Here is a 23,047-nt window from a genome sequence, read left to right as displayed (position 1 = left end):
GAAAAGAGGACACCATGGCTTTACCTACTGTTGCCATTGTAGGACGTCCAAATGTCGGGAAGTCAACGCTCTTTAACCGGATTGCCGGTGAGCGGATTTCCATTGTCGAGGATGTCGAAGGGGTTACTCGGGACCGTATTTATGCAACGGCTGAGTGGCTCAACCATCAATTTAGTATTATTGATACTGGCGGGATTGATGACGTGGACGCACCTTTCATGGAGCAAATCAAGCACCAAGCGGAGATTGCCATGGATGAAGCAGACGTCATTGTCTTTGTCGTATCTGGAAAAGAAGGGATTACCGATGCAGATGAGTATGTGGCTCGGATGCTCTACAAGACCCATAAACCAGTCATTTTAGCAGTCAATAAAGTCGATAATCCAGAGATGCGAACTGACATCTATGATTTCTATGCTCTTGGCTTGGGAGAACCCTTGCCAGTGTCATCTGTGCACGGGATTGGTACAGGGGATGTCTTGGATGCTATTGTTGAAAACCTTCCGACGGATCGGGAGCCAGAAAATCCAGATGTCATTAAGTTCAGCTTGATTGGCCGCCCAAATGTCGGAAAATCTAGTCTGATCAATGCCATCCTTGGGGAAGACCGCGTCATTGCCAGTCCTGTAGCAGGGACTACGCGGGATGCGATTGACACCCATTTCACCGATGCAGAAGGCCAAGAGTACACCATGATTGATACAGCCGGAATGCGAAAATCTGGTAAAGTATATGAAAATACAGAGAAATATTCTGTGATGAGGGCTATGCGGGCTATCGATCGCTCGGATGTGGTCTTGATGGTCTTGAACGCAGAAGAAGGAATCCGCGAGTACGATAAGCGGATTGCCGGATTTGCCCATGAAGCTGGGAAAGGGATGATCATCGTGGTCAATAAGTGGGATACCCTTGAAAAGGATAACCACACCATGAAGCAATGGGAAGATGATATTCGAGATCAATTCCAATACTTATCTTATGCACCTATTATCTTTGTCTCTGCTTTGACCAAACAACGCTTGCACAAGTTACCAGATATGATCAAGCAGATCAGTGAAAGCCAAAATACACGGATTCCTTCAGCTGTCTTAAACGATGTTATTATGGATGCCATCGCCATTAATCCGACCCCGACAGATAAAGGAAAACGTCTAAAAATCTTCTATGCGACTCAGGTTGCTACCAAGCCACCAACCTTTGTGGTCTTTGTCAATGAAGAAGAGCTCATGCATTTCTCTTACCTACGTTTCTTGGAAAATCAAATTCGGAAAGCCTTTGTCTTTGAAGGGACCCCAATCCATTTGATCGCTCGGAAACGGAAGTAGGTGTTTATGAAAATTTTGAAACAAGGACTCATGCTGCTTGTCTCATTCTTTGTATTTCTGGGACTAACAGCTTGTAGTGTTGAAAGAGAAGAGACCTACGAGAAAAAATATACAGATAGTCTTGTTCGAGTGACGATTCGACATAGATCCAATCAAATGATCTCTGAAGAGTTTTGGGCTGATAATTTTAATTTAAATATTGAAGATGATTCTGAATTCGAATATATTAAAAAAGAAATTGTTGAACCTAAAAAAGGAATTTCGGGCTATACAACAGATGTGAGTCGGACGAAAGAGGGTGGACTGATGATTCATACCAAGATTGTCTACCAAGACTTAGATGTTGAAGCCTTAAATAAAGCCAACGATGAGAAAAAAACGTTTGGAGAACTGGCCAACTATTCAGAACATATCAAAAATTTCAAAAAAGAAGGCTATAAGAGAATAAAATAAAAGGAACACACTTGGTGTTCCTTTTAGAATGTAAACAAACCATTTTAAACATAAAATAGCTAGCTATATTTCAAATAATGACTTTTATTTTTGGAGTCATTCAAGTAGATCTGAAACTTTCCGCCGTGAGAAAAGTGCTAGAAACAAGATTGTTTCTAGCACTCGGGAGTTTTGGAACCTTGGGTCCAAAACTAAGTCATGGAACTTCATAGAAGTTCGCTGACGTCCGTACTCACCTACGGGAAGTTTCTAAGAATACCTCTTCTTTAATTTGAATGGAAAAAAAGCAGAGTAGGTGATAGTAAAATCAGGCATTGAATTCTTTACAATTCTTTGTCTTTTTTTCTATTTTAGAGGGGATATGATATAATAAAGGGATAAACATAAGGTGGTAAATATGGCAAAATTAATTCCTGGGAAAATCCGTTCAGAAGGAATCCTTCTCTATGAAAACGGGAAAGTATCCCTACAGGAAATGAAGAATCAGTACCTCTATTTCAGAATTGACAATGAGTCCCTCCGCTATAGTCTAGATGATCAAGCAATTTTTTGTAGTTGTGAGTTTTTCCAGAAGAAAAAATTCTGTGTGCATTTAGCCGCAGGAGAAGCCTTTTTAAAAAATGATGAAGAAGGGAAGGAACTCTTGCTTGGTTTGGAGCAAGATGCAACAGAAAGTCAAGAAACAAAGGAAAAAGTATCTTTTGGAAGTTTGTTTTTAGATCAAGTCCTACCAAAAATTGAAAGCAAAGAAGTCCGTTTTGGTCTCTCAGCAACCGGTCATGTAGACGACTATTCCGGTCAGTTTTTGTGGACCCTTCGTATCTATCGCAGACCGGATGAGAGAACTTATGTGGTGCGGGATGTTGTAGCTTTTTTGCAAGCCATCAGAAAACAGTCCCATTTTGCGATTGGAAAAAGTTATTACGAGCCGATTTCCTACGCAGCCTTTGATCCTGAAAGTCGTTCCTTGATTCGATTCTTAGAAGGCTTGTTATCGGGAGATACGGTGCATGATGCCCTCTTCTTTCCAAATGGTGGACGTCATCTTTACTTTCCAATGAGCTTCTTTGAAGAAGCTGTGCAATTATTGATGGACCTACCGTCCTTTACCCTTGAAGTTGGACTGGATACCTATCAGGAAGTATTCTTTCAAGAACTCCAGGAAGATTCAGGCTTGTTTTCTTTCCAAGTAGTGGAAATGAAGGAGTTTATCGAACTACAGGTCCAAGTGGCTTCCTATAAATTGGTGGAAGGTCGCTTTCTTTTGGCAAATGGCCATTTTTATCAAATATCACCGCTTCAAAAGATTTTGATTGAGGCTGTGCAGAGTTTACCCCTCTCCAGTGATCAGAAAAGACATGTTCAATTTGATTTGTCTGATCAGACCAAATTAACTTATAGCTTAGAGCAATTTAGGAAAATTGGTGAGGTGAAAGCACCAAGTAATTTCTATATTCACGATTTTCAACCTCACTTTGCTTTTGATTTATCGGAGAAAGGAGAAGTGCTGCTGGATCTAGTTTTTGTCTACGAGGACCGTATCGTTCGCTCTGAGAAAGAACTTAAGGATCTGCCTTATTCCAGTAATTTTGATAAGGAACGTTTGGTTTTTGAAACCATCTTGACAGCTGGCTTTACCAATCAATTTCAAACAAAACGAGCTCCTCTCCTTCCCAAGCAGATCTATCCCTTCTTTCAGCAGACCCTTCCCTTGTTTGAAGAACTGGGAGAGGTCGAAGTTTCGGATAAGTTGTTAGATCTGTATCAGGTTGAAAAGCCAAAGATTGCCATTCAAACCAGTGGTCGTCTCCTTGAGATTGGTTTTGAATTTGACTCCATTGATCCCTCTGAGGTTGAGCAAGTGATGAGTGCCTTGGTTGAGAAGAATGACTATTATATCAGTCAATCAGGAAAGGTTCTAATCTTTGATGAAGAAACCAAGCGGATCAGTCAGACTTTATTGAATCTTCGTGCAAAGAAGACAAAAACAGGTCAGTTACAAACCAATCGCATTGCAGCCTTCCAGCTCTCCGAGTTATTTGAGTCAGCTGACAATGTCCAATTTTCTGAAGAGTTTCGTCACTTGGCTCATGATTTGATTCATCCAGAGCAATTTCCATTAGGTAAGCTACAAGTAAATGCTAAACTTCGAGATTATCAGGAAGTCGGAGTCCGCTGGCTATCCATGCTCAATCACTATGGTTTTGGGGGGATTTTGGCAGATGATATGGGGCTTGGAAAGACCCTCCAGACCATTGCCTTTCTCTCAAGTGTTGCGACGTCGGATTCTAAGATTTTGATTTTAGCCCCATCTAGTCTAATCTATAATTGGAAAGAGGAGTTCGAAAAGTTTGCTCCACAAATGAAAGTGGAGGTTATCTATGGCCTCAAAGCAAGTCGCGACGAGGTGATTGCAAGCAACCCTCAGGTAGCGATTACCAGTTACGCTTCTTTCCGCCAGGACGTAGAGCAATACGAAAAAAATCAGTACCAATACTTAATCTTGGATGAAGCCCAGGTCATGAAAAATTCCCAAACCAAGATTGCTCAATACTTACGGAAATTCGATGTTCCTCATACCTTTGCTTTGTCGGGAACGCCAATAGAAAACCATGTAGAGGAACTCTGGTCGATTTTCCAAATTGTTCTTCCTGGTTTGTTTCCGGGTAAAAAAGAATTTAAACAATTGAGTCCAGCGACTATTTCTCAATACGTCAAGCCCTTTATCATGAGACGGAAAAAAAGTGAAGTCTTGCAGGAACTTCCAGATTTGATTGAGATGACCTATAAGAATGAATTGGCTGACGATCAAAAAACGATCTATTTAGCCCAGTTGAAACAAATGCAAGACCGCATTCTAAGCTCTTCTGAAGAGGAACTCAATCGCAGTAAGATGGAAATCTTATCTGGTTTGATGCGTCTTCGTCAGATTTGTGATACTCCATCCCTCTTTTTAGAGGACTATACTGGAGATAGTGGGAAGTTAGATAGCCTTCGAGAATTGCTAGAGCAGATCAAAGATGGAAACCAACGAGTGTTGATCTTCTCACAATTTAGGGGCATGCTGGATATCATTGAAAAAGAGTTGGATGCTCTGAAGATGACTTCGTTTAAAATCACAGGATCTACGCCAGCTAATGAGCGCCAAGATATGACCAACGCCTTTAACTCCGGTCAAGGAGATGCTTTTCTCATTTCCTTGAAAGCAGGTGGAGTTGGCTTGAATTTGACAGGTGCTGACACGGTTATTTTGGTTGACCTATGGTGGAACCCTGCGGTAGAAGATCAAGCCATTGGCCGTGCCCATCGAATGGGACAAGATAAGAATGTTGAGGTCTACCGGATGATTACTCGAGGGACCATCGAAGAAAAAATTCAAGAGCTCCAGACTAGCAAACGTCATTTAGTTTCTACCATATTAGATGGCACCGAAACGCGCTCCAGCCTTTCTATTGAAGAAATTCGGGAAATTTTGGGTATTTCGGTAGAATAACTTGAAAAATAAAATGAATAGTTTATAATTAATGGAGTGTCGAAAGGAAGAAATAGGATGACGGATAAGCATTTTCCTCAAGTAGCAGATGATGAATTGATGCTAACTCAAATGCCCCATATGAATTTATATGATGATGGGGACTTCATTAGTAATATTCTTGGGGAGTATACAGATAAAAACTATTTAGAATGGGAGCCAATTGCAACTAAAAAGGTAGCAGAGCAACCTTATCAAAAAAATCTACAAAAATCCCTTCAAAAACCATTTGAAGTGCCTAAGTCAAGAAGGCAGCCAATGACTCCTGATTTCAAGGAGCCTGTTGATAAAAAGAGCCCGGCGAATCGCTACGCAGAAGAAGCTCGTGAAGCAGCGCGTGCGGATTTGAAAAAGAAGCGGACGGCTCCGTATTTGACGGCGGATATTGCATCTAAGTCTAATCGTAAGAAATTCACCGCTTCTTTCATGCCAAAAGGGAAGCCAACAGCTCCATTTCGAAAAGAAACCCCAGGTGAATTGATCAAATACGGCGAGAGACTGAAACAAGAGCAATTAATCCTTTTAGAAGGTGCTGAGGAACATCCAGTTCAAGAATCCCACCAAAAAGAGAAACCCCAAAAAAATAATTATGATTTCTTGAAAAAGAGTCAAATCTATAACAAGGATCAACAAAACATTCCAACGAGACTTATTAAACAAGAACTCAATGTGACCAATCTGGACTAGCGAGAGGAGAAACTATGTCAAAAACATTTCATTTTATCGGAATAAAAGGAGCTGGTATGAGTGCCTTGGCACTCATGCTCCATCAGATGGGACACACTGTACAAGGATCTGATGTAGAGAAATATTACTTTACCCAAAGAGGTCTGGAGCAAGCAGGGATTACTATCCTACCATTCAGCGAAGAAAATCTTACTGGAGATCAAATCTTAATCGCTGGGAATGCCTTTAAACCTGAGAACAACGTAGAGATTGCTTATGCAGATGCTCAAGGCTATACCTATCAACGCTACCATGAATTCTTGGGTGAATTTATGCGTGATTTTGTCAGCATGGGAGTAGCAGGAGCTCATGGGAAAACCTCTACTACAGGAATTTTGTCTCATGTTCTGTCTAATATCACAGATACTAGCTATTTGATTGGGGATGGAACTGGTCGTGGTTCGAAAGGTGCTAAGTACTTTGTCTTTGAATCAGACGAGTACGAACGTCACTTTATGCCTTACCACCCAGAGTATTCGATTATCACCAATATTGACTTTGACCATCCTGATTACTTTACTGGCTTAGAAGATGTCTTTAATGCCTTCAATGATTATGCCAAACAAATTTCCAAAGCCTTGTTCATCTATGGTGAAGATCCTGAACTTCGTCGGATCACAGCCAAGGCTCCGATTTACTACTATGGATTTGAAAAAGAAGGTAATGATTTTGTAGCCAGTGATCTCTTGCGTTCTACTACGGGATCAATCTTTAGTGTTCACTTCCGTGGAGAAGATTTGGGACAATTCCAAATCCCATCCTTTGGACGTCACAATATCATGAATGCAACAGCGGTCGTTGGTTTGCTTTATATCGCTGGATTCGATCTTGGTTTGGTTCGGGAACACTTAAAAACATTTGGCGGGGTCAAACGTCGCTTTACAGAAAAGATTGTCAACGATACCGTCATCATTGATGACTTTGCCCACCATCCAACTGAGATTATTGCCACTTTGGATGCGGCCCGTCAAAAATATCCAAGTAAGGAAATCGTAGCGGTCTTCCAACCTCATACCTTTACTCGGACGATTGCCCTCTTGGATGAGTTTGCGGATGCCTTGAATCAGGCAGATGCGGTGTACTTGGCACAGATTTATGGATCAGCTCGTGAAGTGGATCATGGGGATGTCAAAGTAGAAGATCTAGAAGCGAAAATTATTAAGAAATCCGGTGTGATTACAGCTGAAAATGTTTCTCCACTATTGGATCATGACAATGCCGTTTATGTCTTCATGGGAGCAGGAGATATCCAGACCTATGAATATTCATTTGAACGTTTGCTTGGGAACTTGACCAATAACGTTCAATAAGGAGATACCATGCAACCAAGCGTTAGGATTCGGTTTGCTAAAGAAAATGATTGGGATGAGATCGAACAGATCACGTCCCAAAATTTTTCTTTTCAAAGAGCGAATCAGCAAGAACTGAATGGATTTAGAACTCTGGTCTTGGAATTTGAAGGGCAAGTGATTGGAAGTTGCCTGATTCAGATGGAGGAGCAGTTCGAAAATCCCTCTTTAAAATTATTGTGGTTGGAAATTCTTCCAGACTTTAGAAAACAAGGGTTTGGCACCTTGCTACTCGCCACACTCAAGTCTCTTGTAGCTCAAGAATCCTTGTTAGAGATTCATGTGACCTGCCAGGAGGAGTTGATTCCGTATTTTGAAATGAATGATTTCCAACTAGAGATAGTGGATAAGGAAGAAGGAGTGGAGGGCTATCACCTAATGTGGCACCTATCCCTATAGAAAGGAAGAAAAATGAACATTCGTCGTGCAACTATGAAGGATTTAGAAGCCATCGTTGCCATAGAACTGGAAAATTTTAGTCCAGAAGAGGCAATAGATAAGACGGTGCTTGCAAAACATATTGAAACGTTTAATAATAGCTTTTTAGTCGCTGACAAGGATGGCCAACTCCTAGGCTATTTAGAAGGCCCAGTGACACAAACTAGATATGTCGAGGACCGCTCTTTTACAGCGGACGTAAAAGACGAGTCCCATCTACCAGGAGGTTATATTACCCTTACGAGTCTTTCGATTTCCCCGTCTGCCCAAGGCTTAGGGGTCGGGAAAGCCCTACTTGAAGCCATGAAGAATCTTGCCTTAGAAGAAGGACGGGAAGGGGTTAGTTTGACCTGTCATGATTACTTGATTGAGTATTATGAAAGGAACGGCTTTGTAAACGAAGGACGCTCGGACTCTAACTATGCTGGAGAAGTTTGGTACGATTTAGTATTGGAGGTCCCATCAAGTAACTGATCAATAGGATTTGAGGCGCTCAAGCCTCGTTCCTATTGCTTTTCTATCCCTTTTAAGATATAATATTAAGGATTATGACAAGGGAGGTCAAGTATTTGACTGATAACCAACAAGAGAATGAAAAATTATTAAGCTTTAAAGAGCGAATTCTCCGTGATCTTGAAGAAGCCAATAAGCAGATTTTACAGGTTGAAAAAGAATATGACTTACCTGTTCAAGAAATCTCTATTCCAGAAAAAAAAGAAGGCGAGATGGAAGGAACGCTTCCAGAGCTTGTGTCAGAAGAGTCTGAGGTTCAGGAAACCGTAGAGATTCCAGTGGAAGTAGAAAGAGTAGAAGTGCCAGAGGTTACAGAGGTCCCTGCAATTCAGGAAGTAGCCGAAGAGAACCAAGAAGAAACCCTTCTACCAATCGAAGAGCCAACTCGAGAAGCAGAAAGTTCAAGTCAGCCTGTAGCTGTTTCGAGAAAAGAAAAACCGGTATCTAGTGTTTCGCGCAAGGATCGTGACCAACGCGTTCAGAAAAAGAAAAAACAGAATACTATTGCGAAGCGGATTGTCTTGACGGTTTTAGGAATTCTTTTAGTTTTAATAATTGCAACTGGAATTTTTGCAGTGACCTATGTTCAATCTAACTTAAATGCCATGGATGCCAAGGCTACAGAGTTTGTAACCGTTGAAATACCTGCTGGTTCTAGCAATCGTGAAATTGGAACTATTTTGGAGAAAAAAGGCTTGATTAAGAATGGTCAGTTCTTCAACTATTACACCAAGTTCAAGAATTATGGGAACTTCCAATCCGGTTATTTCAATCTACAAAAGAGTATGGATCTCGATACCATTATTCAAAAATTGCAAGAGCAAGGGACTAAAACCCCAGAACCACCAGTTTTAGGAAAAATTACGATTCCTGAGGGTTACACGATTGATCAAATCGCGAAAGTTGTCTCTGTGGATGCAAGCTCCAAATCTGGTGCCAAGACTCCATATACGCAAGAAGAATTCTTAAAAGTCATCCAAGATGATGCTTTTATTGAAAAGATGGTAGCCAAATATCCTAAGTTACTAGCAACCTTGCCGTCCAAAGAAAGTGGCGTACGCTACCGCTTGGAGGGATATCTCTTCCCAGCTACTTATGGCTATGGAAAAGATAGTAAAATGGAAGATCTTGTAGACCAGATGTTAGCTGCAATGGACCAAAATCTTTCAGCCTACTATGACACTATGGAAGCTAAAAATATTGATGTCAATGAGGCATTGACGCTGGCTTCTTTGATTGAAAAAGAAGGTGCTACAGATAAAGACCGCAAGGATATTGCAAGCGTCTTTTATAACCGTTTGAATCAAGATATGCCTCTTCAAAGTAATATTGCCATCTTGTACGCACAAGGCCAATTAGGCAAGAAGACGACACTAAAAGAAGACGCAACGATTGACACCAATATCGATTCACCTTATAATATCTACAAGAATACTGGTTTGATGCCTGGTCCTGTAGATAGTCCAGGAGTATCTGCAATTGAAGCAGCCGTTAACCCAAGCAAGACAGACTACCTCTACTTTGTAGCAAATGTAGAGACTGGGGAAGTCTATTTTGCAAAAACTTATGAGGAACACACTAAAAACGTGGAAGAACACGTGAATAGCAAATTAACAGAAAGCAGCTCAAACTAAGGAGGATGTGGCATGCCACACCTTTTTAGTTCGAAAAAATAATAGAAAAGAGAATGAAATATGGCAGAAAAAACCTATCCAATGACCCTAGCTGAAAAGCAAAAGTTAGAACTAGAATTAGAAGAATTGAAATTAGTTCGTCGTCCAGAAGTTGTAGAGCGGATTAAAATTGCTCGTTCTTACGGAGACCTTTCGGAAAACAGTGAATACGAAGCAGCTAAAGACGAACAGGCTTTTGTTGAAGGGCAAATCTCCAGCCTAGAAACAAAGATTCGTTATGCTGAAATTGTCGACAGCGATGCTGTCGCTGTTGATGAAGTAGCGATCGGAAAAACAGTTACCGTGCAAGAAATTGGCGAAGACGAAGAAGATGTTTACATTATTGTTGGTTCAGCTGGAGCGGATGCTTTTGCTGGTAAGATCTCAAATGAAAGTCCAATCGGTCATGCCTTAATTGGTAACAAAACAGGGGACACTGTGACGATTGAAACTCCAGCAGGAAGCTACCAAGTGAAAATCTTAAACGTTGAAAAAACAGAATAAAAAATGAGGCTGGGACAAAAGTCCTAGCCTCTCAATTGTCTTCGGATTGTCGAGCAAGACGCAGTGGTTGAGTGGGCTATACTACGCTGATTTCATCAGCTTTTACAGCCCTACTCAACTGTGCGGAGGTGGGACGACGAAATCGAATTCTAACGAATTACCGATTTCTGTCCCACTCTCATTTTTTTTATAGTAATGGAAAAGCCGAGATGATATCTCGGCCTTTTTGCTAGTGTTAGTTACGGTTGCGTTGTTTTCCAGCGTTTCGTTTTTTGTTTCCGTTAGTTGGAAGGGAACGTTTAGCGTTGGTTGGATTAGTAGGTGTGATATCTTTTTTTACACGACGTCCATTGGATGCTGGAGCTTTTGGAGGATTGTTTTTATATTCCTCAGCAACTTGTTTGCGCAATCTTGGACGGATGAGGTAGTTGATGACAAATTGTTGAATAATCTGTACGAAACCACCGACTACCCAGTAGAGAGTGACACCAGCTGGTGCCATCAAAGAGAAGACTGCAATCATAATAGGACTTACGAGAGCTGTTTTCTTCATAGTTTCTCTTTGGTTTTCATCTTCGATACCATGGAGAGAGAGCATACTTTGAATGTAGTAAAGAACAGCAACAACTAAGGTTAAAGCAAGACTTTTTGAACCGAGACCAATGCCAAGAAAAGAGTCCTTGCTAATACCAGGAGTGTATTGAGCTGCAAAATAAAGGGCAGAGAAGAAAGGCATTTGAATTAACAAAGGCAAACAGCCAATGCCGCCGAATGGGCTGACACCATTTGCTTTTTGAGCATCCATCAATTCAGAGTTGGCCAATAATTTCTCTTCTTGAGTCTCCGCATTTTTGATGCGTTCTTGGATCGGCGCAAAGATTGGTTTGAGGTAGTTCATCTTCTCAGACTGGTAGGTTGCTTTCCAAGATTGATAAATACCTAGAGGGAAGATGATGATTCGAACGATTACGGTTACTAAGATAATCCCCAGTCCAAAGCCAAGGCCAAGATCTGTCGCAAAGAAATTGATGGCTTCCCCCATCGGTTTTCCAATGAGGTTCCAGACGAAACCAGTTGGTTGTTTGGTTGTCTTGTCGATGCTGACACATCCTGTTAAGAGGAGGAGGGCAGACAAGCTGAGAGCAGCAAGTAGATAACGTTTATATTTTTTCACGAGTTATAATCCTTTAATTTTAAATAATACCTTTCTATTCTACTGTTTTTTTATCAAATTAACAATAGTTCTCTGGACTTAATTTGAAATTTTAAAATCTTTGTAGGGTTCGAAGTTTGCCAGATGGACGTCCAGATAAGAAACCTTTGAAAAAGGAGTAGGACCTTTTCGTATTTCTTGGATAAATTTGGCCATGAGGGCATTGTCTTCACAGGCGGCAAGGATAGTGACCGTTCCATCATCATTGTTCCAGACCCGACCTGTAATGCCTCCAATTTCTAGTGCTAAGCTATAAACTCCCCAACGGAAGCCAACACCTTGAACTCGACCTTGGGCCGTCATTTCAACTTTTTGCATGCTTGTTCTCCTTGTGCTTGAATTCCTACTCAGGACGGAGAAGCTCCTCCTGTGAATGTGGTATAATAGTCTTATGAATATTATAACCTCTAAGTCCAATAATGGGATCAAAAAAGTTAAAAAACTTCATCAAAAAAAATACCGAATCGACTCCTACCTGATCGAAGGCTGGCATCTTTATGAAGAAGCTATCAATCATCAGGCTCCGATTGAACAAGTCTTTGTTTTAGAAGAGTTTGTAGATAAGATCAAAAAAGATACGAAGGTGACCATCGTAAGTCCTGAGGTTTTAGCGGAAATTGCTGATTCCAAAAGCCCTCAAGGAATCGTGGCTGAAATTAAGATACAGCCAATCCAGCATCTTCAGCTGGCTCAAGGACGGTATTTATTGTTAGAGGATGTTCAAGATCCAGGAAATGTCGGAACCATGATTCGGACTGCTGACGCAGCAAACTTTGACGGGGTGCTTCTAACCGATCAATCAGCAGATTTGTATAATATGAAAACCTTGCGCTCTATGCAGGGGAGTCATTTTCATCTTCCTGTTATCCGTCTGCCAAAAGAGCAACTTTTAACAGCCATTGAAGAAAGTCAGCTACCCATCTATGCGACCACCTTGTCTCAGGATTCTATCGACTATAAGCAAGTGGAGAAAGTCCCTGCTTTTGTGCTGGTCATGGGAAATGAAGGACAAGGTATTAGTGATCAGATGGCTGAGAAGGCAGATCAGCTGGTTCATATCACCATGCCAGGTCAGGCAGAGAGTCTGAATGTCGCTGTTGCTGCAGGGATTTTGATTTTTTCTATGATCGAAGAATAGTGCGTTAGTCAGATAGAGGAGGTGATACGCATGTATCGACAAGACAAAGAATATATGGCTGAAGTCGGACATTTGATCCAGCATCCCAAACTTCAAAAATTAAAGGAAATTCCCCACCATATTCATTCCAACCGTTTGGAGCATTCTATTCACGTTAGCTACACTAGCTACCGCATTTCTAAGAAGATGGGCTGGGATACCAAAAGTACAGCAAGGGGAGCTCTCTTACACGATCTTTTTTACTACGACTGGCGGCAGGTCAAATTTAACAAGAGCCATGCCTGGGTACATCCTCGGATAGCTGTCCGAAATGCCAAAAAGATAACAAGCCTCAATAAAAAAGAAGAGGACATCATCCTCAAACATATGTGGGGCTTGACGCTTGCTCTACCTCGCTACAAAGAATCTTTCCTCGTGACCATGGTCGATAAATACTGGGCGATCAAAGAAGTCTCAGAACCAATGAGAAAAAAGTGGTCAAAGAGGAGACTTTTCCATCGAAAAATGTTAAAATCATAATAATTTAAGTTTGAAAGGAATAATTGATGATGAATCAACAAACCGTTATCCACGAACAAAGTGGTCTTAATAGCTTTTATAGCAAAATTTATTCTCTAGTTGGAGTTGGAGTTGGAATCTCAGCTGTTGTATCAGCTTTGATGATGACACTTTTCCAAGAAACCTTCATATATATTCTAACTCAGGCTCCATGGGTCTACTATATTGCCATTGCTGTTGAATTGATTTTGGTCCTGGTCGCTTCGAGACAATCTGTGAAAAACAATCCCATGGCCTTGCCTCTCTTTTTAACTTATTCAGCTCTGAATGGCTTTACCTTGAGTTTTATCATTGCACGCTATGCTCAAGCGACAGTTTATAAAGCCTTCGTCGTTAGTGCCTTGATGTTCTTCATCATGTCTGCCATTGGTCGTGTGACCAAAAAAGACTTGTCTGGAATGGGACGAGCATTTATGGGGGCCTTGATTGGTATTATCATTGCTTCGATTGCAAACATCTTCTTACAAAGCTCTGGTATGGATTATGTCCTTAGCATTCTTTGTGTTATCATCTTTGCAGGTTTGACTGCTTGGGATAACCAAAAGATTCGTTATGTCTATGAACAATCCAATGGTCAGCCAACCAATGGTTGGGTTGTTGCTTTGGCTTTGGAACTCTATCTTGATTTCATCAACTTATTCATCAATATCTTACGTATTTTTGGACGCAACGATTAATAGAAAGAGCTGGGAAACCGGCTTTTTTTGTTGGAAAACTTGTGATATACTAAAGAAAATTGATAGAAAAGAGAATCTTCACATGAAACGTCCATTTATTAGTAGAGAAAAATTAAAACAAATTATGGAAACCTATCCAACTCCCTTTCACCTATATGATGAAGCTGGGATCCGGCAGACAGCTCGTGCTCTCCATCAAGCCTTTTCTTGGAATCCAGGCTTTAAGGAGTATTTTGCTATCAAAGCGACCCCTAATCCAGCCATCCTAAAAATCCTCAAAGAGGAAGGCTGTGGCGTGGACTGTGCCAGTTATGTAGAATTGCTGATGGCACAAAAATTAGGGTTTACAGGCCAAGAAATTATGTTTTCTTCCAACAATACACCGGCTGAAGAGATGGTCTTTGCCCGTCAGCTAGGAGCGACTATCAACTTGGATGCTTACGAAGATGTAGCCTTTCTACAATCTGTTGCGACACTACCGGAGGTCATCTCTTGCCGCTATAATCCAGGAGGGGTGTTTGAACTGGGAACGGATATCATGGACCATCCTGAAGAGGCTAAGTTCGGCATGACCAAGGAGCAATTAATCCAAGCATTTACGGAGTTGAAAGATTTAGGAGTCAAACGATTTGGGATCCATGCCCTCTTAGCTTCGAATACCGTCTCCAATGATTACTATCCAGAATTGGCTAAGCAATTATTCCAGTTGGCAGTAGAAGTGGTTGAAAAGACAGGGGTTACCTTGGACTTTGTCAATCTCTCTGGTGGGGTTGGAGTGAACTACAAACCAGAAGACCAACCAAATGATATTGCCGTGATTGGGGAGGGTGTTCGTAAGGCTTACGAGGACATTTTAGTTCCAGCAGGCTTGGATCAAGTGAAAATCTATACAGAATTAGGCCGCTTTATGCTAGCACCACATGGCCTATTGATCACCCATGTCACCCATAAGAAACAGACTTATCGGACCTATCTAGGAGTAGATGCTTCGGCTGTCAACCTCCTCCGTCCCGCTATGTACGGGGCCTACCACCATATTACTAATCTCGATCGTCCAGATGGAGAGACAGAAGTAGTAGATATTGTTGGTAGTTTGTGTGAAAATAATGACAAGTTTGCCAAGAACCGGGAATTTCCTGTTTCTGAGATTGGGGATCTTTTGGTCATCCATGATACGGGAGCGCATGGTTATTCCATGGGCTATCAGTACAATGCCAAGCTCCGCTCTGCGGAGATTTTATTAGAAGAATCGGGCCAAACTCGTCTCATTCGACGGGCCGAAAAACCAGAGGATTACTTTGCAACATTGTATGGCTTTGACTTTGAAAAATAGGGCCTTTTTGGTATAATAGAAAATGTGTAAATATTGAATTTAGGAGAAAAACACTTATGTCTACATTTTTGACAATTTTATTGATTATCCTTGCTTTCTTTGGTGGAATGTTGGCTGGTATGTACCTACTTCGCAAGCAGTTTGAAAAAGAATTTGCATCAAACCCACGTTTGAATGTTGAAGCGGTTCGTACATTATTGGGAGCTAGTGGTCAACGTCCAAGTGAAGCGAAGGTGCAACAAGTTTACCGTCAAATTCTGAATCAACAAAAAGCATCTTTGAATACGAAGAAGAAATAAAAGCAAAACAGATGACACAATAAAATAAGTAGGGGGACTTTAAGATTTTTCTTGGTCCCTTGTTTTGAAAGGAAGGCAGATGGACAATCGACCAATTGGTTTTTTGGATTCGGGTGTCGGAGGGTTAACCGTTGTTCGCGAATTGATGCGGCAACTTCCCCATGAAGAGGTGGTCTATATTGGTGATTCCGCTAGAGCACCTTATGGCCCGAGACCAGCAGATCAAATTCGTGACTATACTTGGGAGATGGTTCGTTTTCTCCTAACGAAAAATGTGAAGATGATTGTTTTGGCCTGTAATACGGCGACAGCTGTTGTATGGGAAGAGGTGAAAGAAACCTTGGATATCCCTGTTTTAGGAGTGATTTTGCCAGGAGCTTCCGCAGCGATCAAGGCGACAAAAAGCAAACGAATTGGAGTCATTGGGACCCCAATGACGGTCGCCTCAGATATTTATCGGAAAAAAATTCAAAGCCTGTCACCAGAAATGGCAGTAGAGAGTTTAGCATGTCCGAAATTTGTCCCTCTGGTTGAATCCAACGAGTTGCAGTCCAGTGTTACAAAAAAAGTTGTCTATGAAACATTGAAACCTTTGGCTGGAAAAGTGGATACACTGGTATTGGGATGTACCCATTATCCTCTCCTTCGCCCCATTATTCAAAATGTCATGGGACCAGAGGTTCAATTAATTGATAGCGGTGCTGAGTGTGTCCGGGATATCTCGGTCTTGCTCAACTACTTTGAGATTAATCGCAGTCGTCAACTGGAGGACTGCCACCATCAGTTTTATACAACGGCCAATGCAGCCAGTTTTGCAGCGATTGCCAAGACTTGGTTGCATCAAGTTGTTCATGTGGAGCATGTAGAATTATGAACCAAAAGATATATGAATACAAAGATGCCTTAAATTGGTTTCTAGCTGAATGGGGAGATCGGAGTGACTATAACGAATATAGTGAAGTCTCTTCAGAAGCTTCTGAGCTTGTTGACTTAGTAGAATCACTAGTTGGAGACACAGACTTGGGCTTTCCCCTAAATGTAACGGTTGTTCGTTACGCCTCTAGTTTGCAGTTTTTGACCTTCCTCTTTCAAATCGTTGAGGAAACACTAGGTCGCAAAATTGAAATCGTGCAGCGTCAAGGAGCTCTTCTCATTGTAGAAGGAGAGCAATTGCTCTCTGTTTATCTACCAAAAAATGGTCTTCCACTTGCAGATTTTTTGGGCCAGGAAGGTCTTAAGGATCGCTTGCTAATCGCTACTCGGAATGAAGGAAAAACCAAAGAGTTTCGTCAGATCTTTGAACAAATGGGTTTTGAAGTCGAGAATCTCAATGACTATCCAGATCTTCCAGAAGTCGCTGAAACAGGAATGACTTTCGAAGAAAATGCTCGCCTAAAAGCTGAGACAATTTCACAGCTAACAGGGAAAATGGTGTTGGCAGATGATTCAGGACTCATGGTCGATATCCTTGGGGGCTTACCAGGTGTCTGGTCTGCTCGCTTTGCAGGTGTGGGAGCGACCGACTTAGAGAACAATGCCAAGCTCTTACATGAGTTGGCGATGGTCTTTGAATTGAAGGATCGGTCAGCAAAATTTCATACAACCTTAGTGGTTGCCAGTCCTGGTAAGGAGAGCCTTGTTGTGGAGGCAGATTGGCCAGGATATATCAATTTTGAACCAAAAGGTGAGAACGGGTTTGGCTATGATCCCCTCTTTTTAGTAGGAGAAACAGGTAAGACATCTGCTCAACTAACTCTAGAGGAGAAAAATCAACAATCGCATCGTGCTTTAGCCGTGAAGAAATTAGTGGAGGTATTCCCAGCATGGCAGAACAAGTAATTATCGTCATGAGCGATTCTCATGGAGATCGTCAGATCGTAGAAGAGATCAAAAACCACTATAAAGGAAAGGTCGATGCCATTTTTCACAACGGGGATTCTGAGTTAGAAAGTACCGACCCTGTATGGGAAGGCATTCATGTTGTCAAAGGGAACATGGACTTTTATGGGGAGTACCCTGAACGTCTGGTGACGCAATTGGGTCCTACTCGGATTATTCAAACCCATGGTCATCTTTTCCAAATTAATTTTAGTTTTCAAAAGTTAGATTTGTGGGCCCAGGAAGAAGATGCAGATATCTGCCTCTATGGCCATCTGCATATTCCGGATGCTTGGAAGGAAGGGAGTACCCTTTTTCTGAACCCTGGGTCAGTCAGTTTACCGAGGGGGCCCATTCAAGAGTGCCTCTATGCTAAAGTGGAAATTGATGCAGATTCCTATCGAGTTGAATTTTTAAATCGGAAACATGAGGTCTATGAACCTCTTACAAAGGAGTTTGATCGATGATCGCCAAGGAATTTGAGGAGTTTATTCTCCGAGAAGAAAAGACTTTTTTGACTCCAGCGCGCAATTTGGCTGTCTTGATTGATACGCATAATGTGGATCATGCCATCTTGGTGCTGAGTCAAATTAGCTACACTCGCGTTCCTGTTGTGACCGATCAAATGAAATACGTAGGGACGATTTCTTTAACAGATATTCTTTCTTACCAAATGAAACATGATTATTCTGATGAAGTCTTTTCATCCATGGACATCGTTCATATGACAAAAACGGATGGGGAGAGCCTTGGAAAAGACTATACTGTGACGGAAGTCTTGCATAAATTGGTAGAGGAATCCTTTCTACCGGTTGTTTCAGAGGATGGAGTCTTTGAAGGAATCATCACTCGAAAATCCATTTTAAAAGCCATCAACTCCCTCATGCACAATTTCTCACACGAATATGAGATGAGGAAAAAATGAAAGAATACATAGCTAGTTTTATCAAAGAAAAAGACTTAAGTGAAAATTCACAGACGGCTTATTCTTATGATTTGGATCAGTTCGTGGATACTGTTCATAACCATGTCTCAGATACCAATCTTCGAATTTATCAAGCTTCGATTAAAGATTTTAAACCAGCTGTTCAAAAACGGAAGCTTTCAGCCGTCAACCAATTTTTGTTTTATCTTTATCAACATCAAGTTATTGAGGATTACCATCGCTTAGTTCTTCCAAAAGTCTCTGTGCCGAAAAGCCACGATCAAGAACTATTGGACTTATCCCTCTTGTGGGAAGGGTCAGAGCTATCCCAAGGTCGCTTGATTGCTCTATTGATTGTCGAGATGGGCTTGTTGCCTAGTGAAATTCTTCAGTTGAAAATCGTTGATATCGAGCTCGATTTTCAGGTTTTACGCGTAGGAAAAGAAGGACAAAAACGGGTCTTGCGTATTCCGGATGCTCTTCTAGGAGAGTTGACGGATTTGATGACGGGGACTTATTTATTTGATAACAAGGGCAAGGCCTACTCGCGTCAGTGGGGCTTCCGTCAATTAGAGTCCTTCCTATTGGAAAAAGGGTTTGAGAATCTTTCGGCACAATCCTTACGGGAACAATACATTTTAAAACAAAGAGAACAGGGGATGGATCTGTTTAGCATCGCCCGCGAGCTCGGTTTAAAAACTCTTGTTACCTTAGAAAAGTATAAGTAATGGATATTAAAATAAAGGATTTTGAAGGTCCCTTGGATCTTCTCTTACACCTCGTTTCAAAATACCAAATGGATATTTATGAGGTTCCTCTGATTGAGGTGATCGAGCAGTACTTGGCCTATCTAACGACCCTTCAAGCCATGCGGCTTGAGGTTGCTGGTGAATACATGCTGATGGCCAGTCAGTTGACCTTAATTAAGAGTCGGCGTCTCCTTCCAAAAATTGCGGAGCAAGCAACGGATGAAGAAGATTTGGAGCAGGATCTCCTATCTCAAATCGAAGAGTACCGGAAGTTTAAACTATTGGGTGAAAAGATGGCCCTTCAACACGAGGAGAGAGCCCAGTACTTTTCAAAACCCAAAACGGAATTAGTCTATGATGATGCTGAATTGGTCCATGACAAGACCACGATAGATCTTTTCTTGGCCTTTTCAAAATTGCTAACGAAAAAGAAGGAAGAATTTCGACAAAATCATACGACCATTGTTCGAGACGAGTATAAAATTGAAGACTTGATGAATGTTGTTCGTCAGTTGTGTCAACCTGGTAAGAGAATCTTGCTACAAGATATTTTTGAGGAAGCCAAGGATGTGAATGAACTAATTACAGTCTTTTTGGCGACATTGGAATTAATTAAAGTACAAGAAGTTGAGGCTCTTCAGGAAGAACCATTTGGAGATATTATTTTAGTAGGATTAAAGAATGAGTAAAATTGCAGAGATGGAGGCCCTCTTGTTTGTTGCAGGAGAAGATGGTTTGACGGTGAGACAGATTGCCGATCTCTTATCCCTTCCTCCCACAGGGGTGATTCAAAGTTTAGAAAAATTGGCCCAGAAATATGAGCAGGATCAAGATTCTAGTATGGCCTTATTAGAGACAGCGTCAACCTATAAATTAGTGACCAAGTCCCAATATGCAGAGCTGTTACGTGAGTATTCAAAGTCACCAATGAATCAAAGCCTCTCTCGTGCCGCCTTGGAAACTCTCTCCATCATTGCCTATAAACAGCCGATTACTCGGATTGAAGTCGATGATATTCGAGGGGTGAACTCTAGTGGGGCTATTTCAAAATTACTTTCTTTTGAGTTGATTCGAGAAGATGGGAAGAAAGAAGTCATTGGGAGACCCAATCTCTATGTGACGACAGATTACTTTTTGGATTACATGGGGATAAACCATCTAGACGAGCTACCAATTGTTGAAGAGACTGAGTTAATCGGTCAAGAAAGCCAATTATTTACAGAAAGAACTGAGGAAATTGATGAGAATTAACAAATATATTGCTCATGCTGGTGTCGCAAGCCGCCGCAAAGCAGAGGAATTGATTAAGCAAGGCCTTGTCACTGTAAATGGCCAAGTGGTCCGTGAATTGGCGACGACGATCAAGTCTGGAGACAAGGTAGAAGTAGAAGGTCAACCAATATACAACGAGGAGAAGGTATACTACCTCTTAAATAAACCAAGAGGGGTCATCTCCAGTGTATCAGACGATAAAGGGAGACCAACTGTTATTGATTTGTTACCGCAAGTCAAGGAACGGATTTATCCTGTCGGTCGTTTGGACTGGGATACTTCTGGTGTCCTGATTTTGACCAATGATGGTGATTTTACGGATGAAATGATCCACCCGCGTAATGAGATTGATAAGGTTTATGTTGCGCGCGTGAAGGGATTGGCGAACAAAGAAAACTTGCGTCCCTTGACTCGTGGTGTGACCATCGATGGCAAAAAGACCAAGCCAGCAACCTATGAGATTCTTAAAGTTGACCCAGAAAAGAATCGCTCAGTTGTCCAATTGACCATCCATGAAGGACGCAATCACCAAGTCAAAAAGATGTTTGAAGCCGTTGGCCTCTTGGTGGATAAATTGTCCCGGACCCAATTTGGAAATCTAGACGTTTCTGGACTTCGTCCTGGTGAATACCGCCGTCTCAATAAAAAAGAAATTAGCCAATTGCATACCCTTGCAGTGACAAAGACGAAAAAATAATGAAGAAATGTGCGATTGGCCTTGTTCGTCTCTATCAACGCCTTCTTTCTCCCCTCTTTCCACCTTCCTGTCGCTATAGTCCTACCTGTTCCAACTATATGATCCAGGCAATTGAACGGCATGGTTTAAAAGGGATTCTGATGGGGCTTGCCCGGATTCTTCGTTGCCATCCCTGGAGCAAGACTGGAGTAGATCCAGTTCCAGATCATTTCAGTCTGAGAAGCCACCTAGAAGAAGAGAAAAGCGAAAATTAAGTTAGAGCAAACTTCTATAAGAAGTCATACTCAGAGCAAAGAAAAAAGTTTTGGAAATTCTCCAAAACTTTTTGTTTTTAGCGATCTGACCAGGTGCGAGGCATAAAGAGTAGTAACATCGGGTAGATCTCTAACCGTCCTGCAATCATGGCAATTGATAGTAAGAATTTAGAGATGGGGCTAAAGATAGCGAAGGTATCCGTTGTCCCAATCATCGGTCCGATATTGTTAAAGCAACTAAAGACTGCACTGACAACCGTCATAAAATTGTTGCTGTCAAAGCTGACAACCGCAATGAGGGCGATCGTAATCAAGGTATAGACTACGAAATATTTTAAGATTTTGTGCTGGGTGTCCTTATCCAAGGCAGTGCCATTCACATGTAGGGTCATCACCCGGTTGGGTGAGAGAGTCGAACGAATTTGATTCTTCCCGATCCGAGCTAGAATTAAGCAGCGAATCACTTTTAGTCCACCGGCCGTTGATCCTGCGGATCCACCAACCACCATGAGCATGAGAAGGAGGAACTGAGAAAAGAGCGGCCAATCAACAGTATTGCCAAAACCAAATCCAGTCGTGGTAATGACATTGGAGACTTGGAAAAAGGACATTTCAAAACTATCTGCAAAATTATGATAGAGATGGAAAATGTTGCAGGCAATCAGAAGGGAAGAAACCCCGACAATCATCAGGTAGGTGCGAAGTTCTTCATCACCGAAGAAGGCTTTGAACTTGCGAAGCATGATGTAGTAATAAAGGTTAAAATTGACCCCAAAGACCAAGACTCCAAAGCTGACCAAATAGGTGATGAGGGTCGAATGGTAGTGAGCAATCCCGTCATTGAAGACGGTGAACCCACCAGTACCAGCAGTCCCCATAGCAATGATAAAGCTATCATAAAGAGGCATGCCAGCACAGAAGTAGATCACGACGAAGAGGAAGAAGAGGGCCAAATAGAGGTAATAAAGGATTTGAGCTGTGTTCTTCAATTTGGATACAATTTTACCAAATACGGGACCAGGCACTTCTGCTTTCATCACTTCGAGGTGGCTGTTCTTGTTATTGTCCATAATAGCTAGGGCAAAGACCAGCACCCCCATCCCTCCGATTAAGTGAGTGAAACTACGCCAGAAAAGAAGGGAAGGACTGAGGACGGAGACGTCATTTAAAATGGTTGCCCCTGTAGTCGTAAAACCAGAGCTAACTTCGAAAAATGCATCAATGATGTTTGGGATTTGTCCTGAAAAGACAAAAGGAAGAGCACCAAAGAAGGACCAGAGGATCCAACACAAAGCCACAATCAGAACGCCTTCCTTGGCATAGATGTGAAAATCTTTGGGTTTGAAAAAGGAACCAATCCCTCCCAATACAAGGAGGATGGCAATGGTTGCAAATAGGGAGATAAAGACAGTCGGGCTATCCTTGACAACAAAATCGTTCTTTAGATTGAGAAGTGCAACCACAATCGGCACACAGAGCAACATGGCTTCAATCAAAAGGAGTTTTGCTAAAAGGTAGCGAATCATACTTTTGTTCATGGC

General features: G+C 41.7%; 26 protein-coding genes. 23 read left to right on the top strand and 3 right to left on the bottom strand.

The genetic code is table 11. The annotated features are described in order from the left end of the window. Window positions 1–14: 14 nt before the first annotated feature. The 9 genes from der (at window position 15) to greA (ending at window position 10,513) form a co-directional block, all read left to right on the top strand. Window positions 15–1,325: a ribosome biogenesis GTPase Der gene (gene der, locus FJR71_RS05200; RefSeq protein WP_006595767.1), complete on the top strand. Its 1,311-nt coding sequence runs from the start codon at window positions 15–17 to the stop codon at window positions 1,323–1,325. A 6-nt stretch (window positions 1,326–1,331) separates the two neighbouring features. Further along, complete coding sequence (locus tag FJR71_RS05195) at window positions 1,332–1,778, top strand: hypothetical protein (RefSeq protein ID WP_140814254.1); 447 nt, start codon at window positions 1,332–1,334, stop codon at window positions 1,776–1,778. Between the two features lie 397 nt (window positions 1,779–2,175). Beyond that, the gene (locus FJR71_RS05190; RefSeq protein WP_140814253.1) at window positions 2,176–5,271 is read left to right on the top strand and encodes a pilus expression-regulating Snf2 family helicase; all 3,096 of its coding nucleotides are present in this window, start codon (window positions 2,176–2,178) and stop codon (window positions 5,269–5,271) included. A 57-nt stretch (window positions 5,272–5,328) separates the two neighbouring features. Next, window positions 5,329–5,997 carry a divisome accessory protein ZapJ gene (zapJ, locus tag FJR71_RS05185; RefSeq protein ID WP_048789525.1) on the top strand — a complete coding sequence of 223 codons (669 nt, stop codon included), beginning with the start codon at window positions 5,329–5,331 and terminating at the stop codon, window positions 5,995–5,997. 14 nt (window positions 5,998–6,011) lie between these two features. Continuing rightward, on the top strand, window positions 6,012–7,346 hold the full coding sequence (murC, locus tag FJR71_RS05180; RefSeq protein WP_048789526.1) for a UDP-N-acetylmuramate--L-alanine ligase: 1,335 nt from the start codon (window positions 6,012–6,014) through the stop codon (window positions 7,344–7,346). Window positions 7,347–7,355: 9 nt separating this feature from the next. Beyond that, window positions 7,356–7,784 carry a GNAT family N-acetyltransferase gene (locus FJR71_RS05175; RefSeq protein ID WP_125329108.1) on the top strand — a complete coding sequence of 143 codons (429 nt, stop codon included), beginning with the start codon at window positions 7,356–7,358 and terminating at the stop codon, window positions 7,782–7,784. A 12-nt stretch (window positions 7,785–7,796) separates the two neighbouring features. Beyond that, window positions 7,797–8,297 (top strand): GNAT family N-acetyltransferase, encoded by a 501-nt coding sequence (locus FJR71_RS05170; protein WP_125329107.1) that lies wholly within the window; start codon window positions 7,797–7,799, stop codon window positions 8,295–8,297. A 62-nt stretch (window positions 8,298–8,359) separates the two neighbouring features. Next, window positions 8,360–9,970, top strand: a complete 1,611-nt coding sequence (mltG, locus tag FJR71_RS05165; RefSeq protein ID WP_462217799.1) for an endolytic transglycosylase MltG — start codon at window positions 8,360–8,362, stop codon at window positions 9,968–9,970. Between the two features lie 60 nt (window positions 9,971–10,030). After that, on the top strand, window positions 10,031–10,513 hold the full coding sequence (gene greA, locus FJR71_RS05160; protein WP_048688326.1) for a transcription elongation factor GreA: 483 nt from the start codon (window positions 10,031–10,033) through the stop codon (window positions 10,511–10,513). A 235-nt stretch (window positions 10,514–10,748) separates the two neighbouring features. On the opposite strand, the gene yidC is transcribed toward greA, so the two are convergent. Further along, window positions 10,749–11,687, bottom strand: a complete 939-nt coding sequence (yidC, locus tag FJR71_RS05150) for a membrane protein insertase YidC (protein WP_048688323.1) — start codon at window positions 11,685–11,687, stop codon at window positions 10,749–10,751. A gap of 78 nt (window positions 11,688–11,765) precedes the next feature. Next, entirely contained in the window at window positions 11,766–12,044 is a 279-nt protein-coding gene (locus tag FJR71_RS05145) for an acylphosphatase (RefSeq protein WP_023024118.1), read from the bottom strand. A gap of 73 nt (window positions 12,045–12,117) precedes the next feature. Here FJR71_RS05145 and FJR71_RS05140 point away from each other — a divergent pair, with 73 nt between their 5' ends. The 14 genes from FJR71_RS05140 to yidD all read left to right on the top strand — a co-directional run bounded on the left by FJR71_RS05140 (window position 12,118) and on the right by yidD (window position 21,506). Next, a complete protein-coding gene (locus tag FJR71_RS05140) occupies window positions 12,118–12,864 on the top strand; it encodes a TrmH family RNA methyltransferase (protein ID WP_140814252.1) in 747 nt (248 codons plus the stop codon). Between the two features lie 30 nt (window positions 12,865–12,894). Next, window positions 12,895–13,383, top strand: a complete 489-nt coding sequence (locus tag FJR71_RS05135) for an HDIG domain-containing metalloprotein (protein WP_140814251.1) — start codon at window positions 12,895–12,897, stop codon at window positions 13,381–13,383. 29 nt (window positions 13,384–13,412) lie between these two features. Next, entirely contained in the window at window positions 13,413–14,099 is a 687-nt protein-coding gene (locus tag FJR71_RS05130; protein WP_006595780.1) for a Bax inhibitor-1/YccA family protein, read from the top strand. Between the two features lie 82 nt (window positions 14,100–14,181). Further along, entirely contained in the window at window positions 14,182–15,432 is a 1,251-nt protein-coding gene (locus tag FJR71_RS05125; RefSeq protein WP_140814250.1) for a diaminopimelate decarboxylase, read from the top strand. Between the two features lie 56 nt (window positions 15,433–15,488). Next, entirely contained in the window at window positions 15,489–15,731 is a 243-nt protein-coding gene (locus tag FJR71_RS05120; RefSeq protein ID WP_006595782.1) for a YneF family protein, read from the top strand. Between the two features lie 79 nt (window positions 15,732–15,810). Then, window positions 15,811–16,605 (top strand): glutamate racemase, encoded by a 795-nt coding sequence (racE, locus tag FJR71_RS05115; RefSeq protein ID WP_048688314.1) that lies wholly within the window; start codon window positions 15,811–15,813, stop codon window positions 16,603–16,605. Continuing rightward, complete coding sequence (locus FJR71_RS05110; RefSeq protein WP_048688311.1) at window positions 16,602–17,570, top strand: nucleoside-triphosphate diphosphatase; 969 nt, start codon at window positions 16,602–16,604, stop codon at window positions 17,568–17,570. The genes racE and FJR71_RS05110 overlap by 4 nt, the downstream gene beginning before the upstream one ends. Then, on the top strand, window positions 17,555–18,076 hold the full coding sequence (locus FJR71_RS05105; protein WP_140814249.1) for a metallophosphoesterase: 522 nt from the start codon (window positions 17,555–17,557) through the stop codon (window positions 18,074–18,076). Before FJR71_RS05110 ends, FJR71_RS05105 begins: the two co-directional genes overlap by 16 nt. Next, the gene (gene cbpB, locus FJR71_RS05100; protein ID WP_048688305.1) at window positions 18,073–18,534 is read left to right on the top strand and encodes a cyclic-di-AMP-binding protein CbpB; all 462 of its coding nucleotides are present in this window, start codon (window positions 18,073–18,075) and stop codon (window positions 18,532–18,534) included. The genes FJR71_RS05105 and cbpB overlap by 4 nt, the downstream gene beginning before the upstream one ends. Further along, window positions 18,531–19,262 (top strand): site-specific tyrosine recombinase XerD, encoded by a 732-nt coding sequence (gene xerD, locus FJR71_RS05095; protein WP_048688302.1) that lies wholly within the window; start codon window positions 18,531–18,533, stop codon window positions 19,260–19,262. The genes cbpB and xerD overlap by 4 nt, the downstream gene beginning before the upstream one ends. Continuing rightward, window positions 19,262–19,972 carry a segregation/condensation protein A gene (locus FJR71_RS05090; RefSeq protein WP_048688298.1) on the top strand — a complete coding sequence of 237 codons (711 nt, stop codon included), beginning with the start codon at window positions 19,262–19,264 and terminating at the stop codon, window positions 19,970–19,972. Before xerD ends, FJR71_RS05090 begins: the two co-directional genes overlap by 1 nt. Continuing rightward, window positions 19,965–20,534, top strand: a complete 570-nt coding sequence (gene scpB / locus FJR71_RS05085; RefSeq protein WP_023024095.1) for an SMC-Scp complex subunit ScpB — start codon at window positions 19,965–19,967, stop codon at window positions 20,532–20,534. Before FJR71_RS05090 ends, scpB begins: the two co-directional genes overlap by 8 nt. After that, complete coding sequence (locus FJR71_RS05080; RefSeq protein ID WP_023024093.1) at window positions 20,524–21,252, top strand: pseudouridine synthase; 729 nt, start codon at window positions 20,524–20,526, stop codon at window positions 21,250–21,252. Before scpB ends, FJR71_RS05080 begins: the two co-directional genes overlap by 11 nt. Continuing rightward, a complete protein-coding gene (yidD, locus tag FJR71_RS05075; RefSeq protein WP_048688293.1) occupies window positions 21,252–21,506 on the top strand; it encodes a membrane protein insertion efficiency factor YidD in 255 nt (84 codons plus the stop codon). Before FJR71_RS05080 ends, yidD begins: the two co-directional genes overlap by 1 nt. 77 nt (window positions 21,507–21,583) lie before the next feature. On the opposite strand, the gene FJR71_RS05070 is transcribed toward yidD, so the two are convergent. Then, on the bottom strand, window positions 21,584–23,044 hold the full coding sequence (locus FJR71_RS05070; protein ID WP_048688288.1) for a TrkH family potassium uptake protein: 1,461 nt from the start codon (window positions 23,042–23,044) through the stop codon (window positions 21,584–21,586). Window positions 23,045–23,047 lie beyond the last annotated feature (3 nt).

It is taken from the genome of Streptococcus xiaochunlingii (assembly GCF_006385805.1).
Taxonomy (GTDB): domain Bacteria; phylum Bacillota; class Bacilli; order Lactobacillales; family Streptococcaceae; genus Streptococcus; species Streptococcus xiaochunlingii.
The sequence above is the reverse complement of the archived record's forward strand: the minus strand, read 5'-3'. Positions and strand labels throughout refer to the sequence as shown.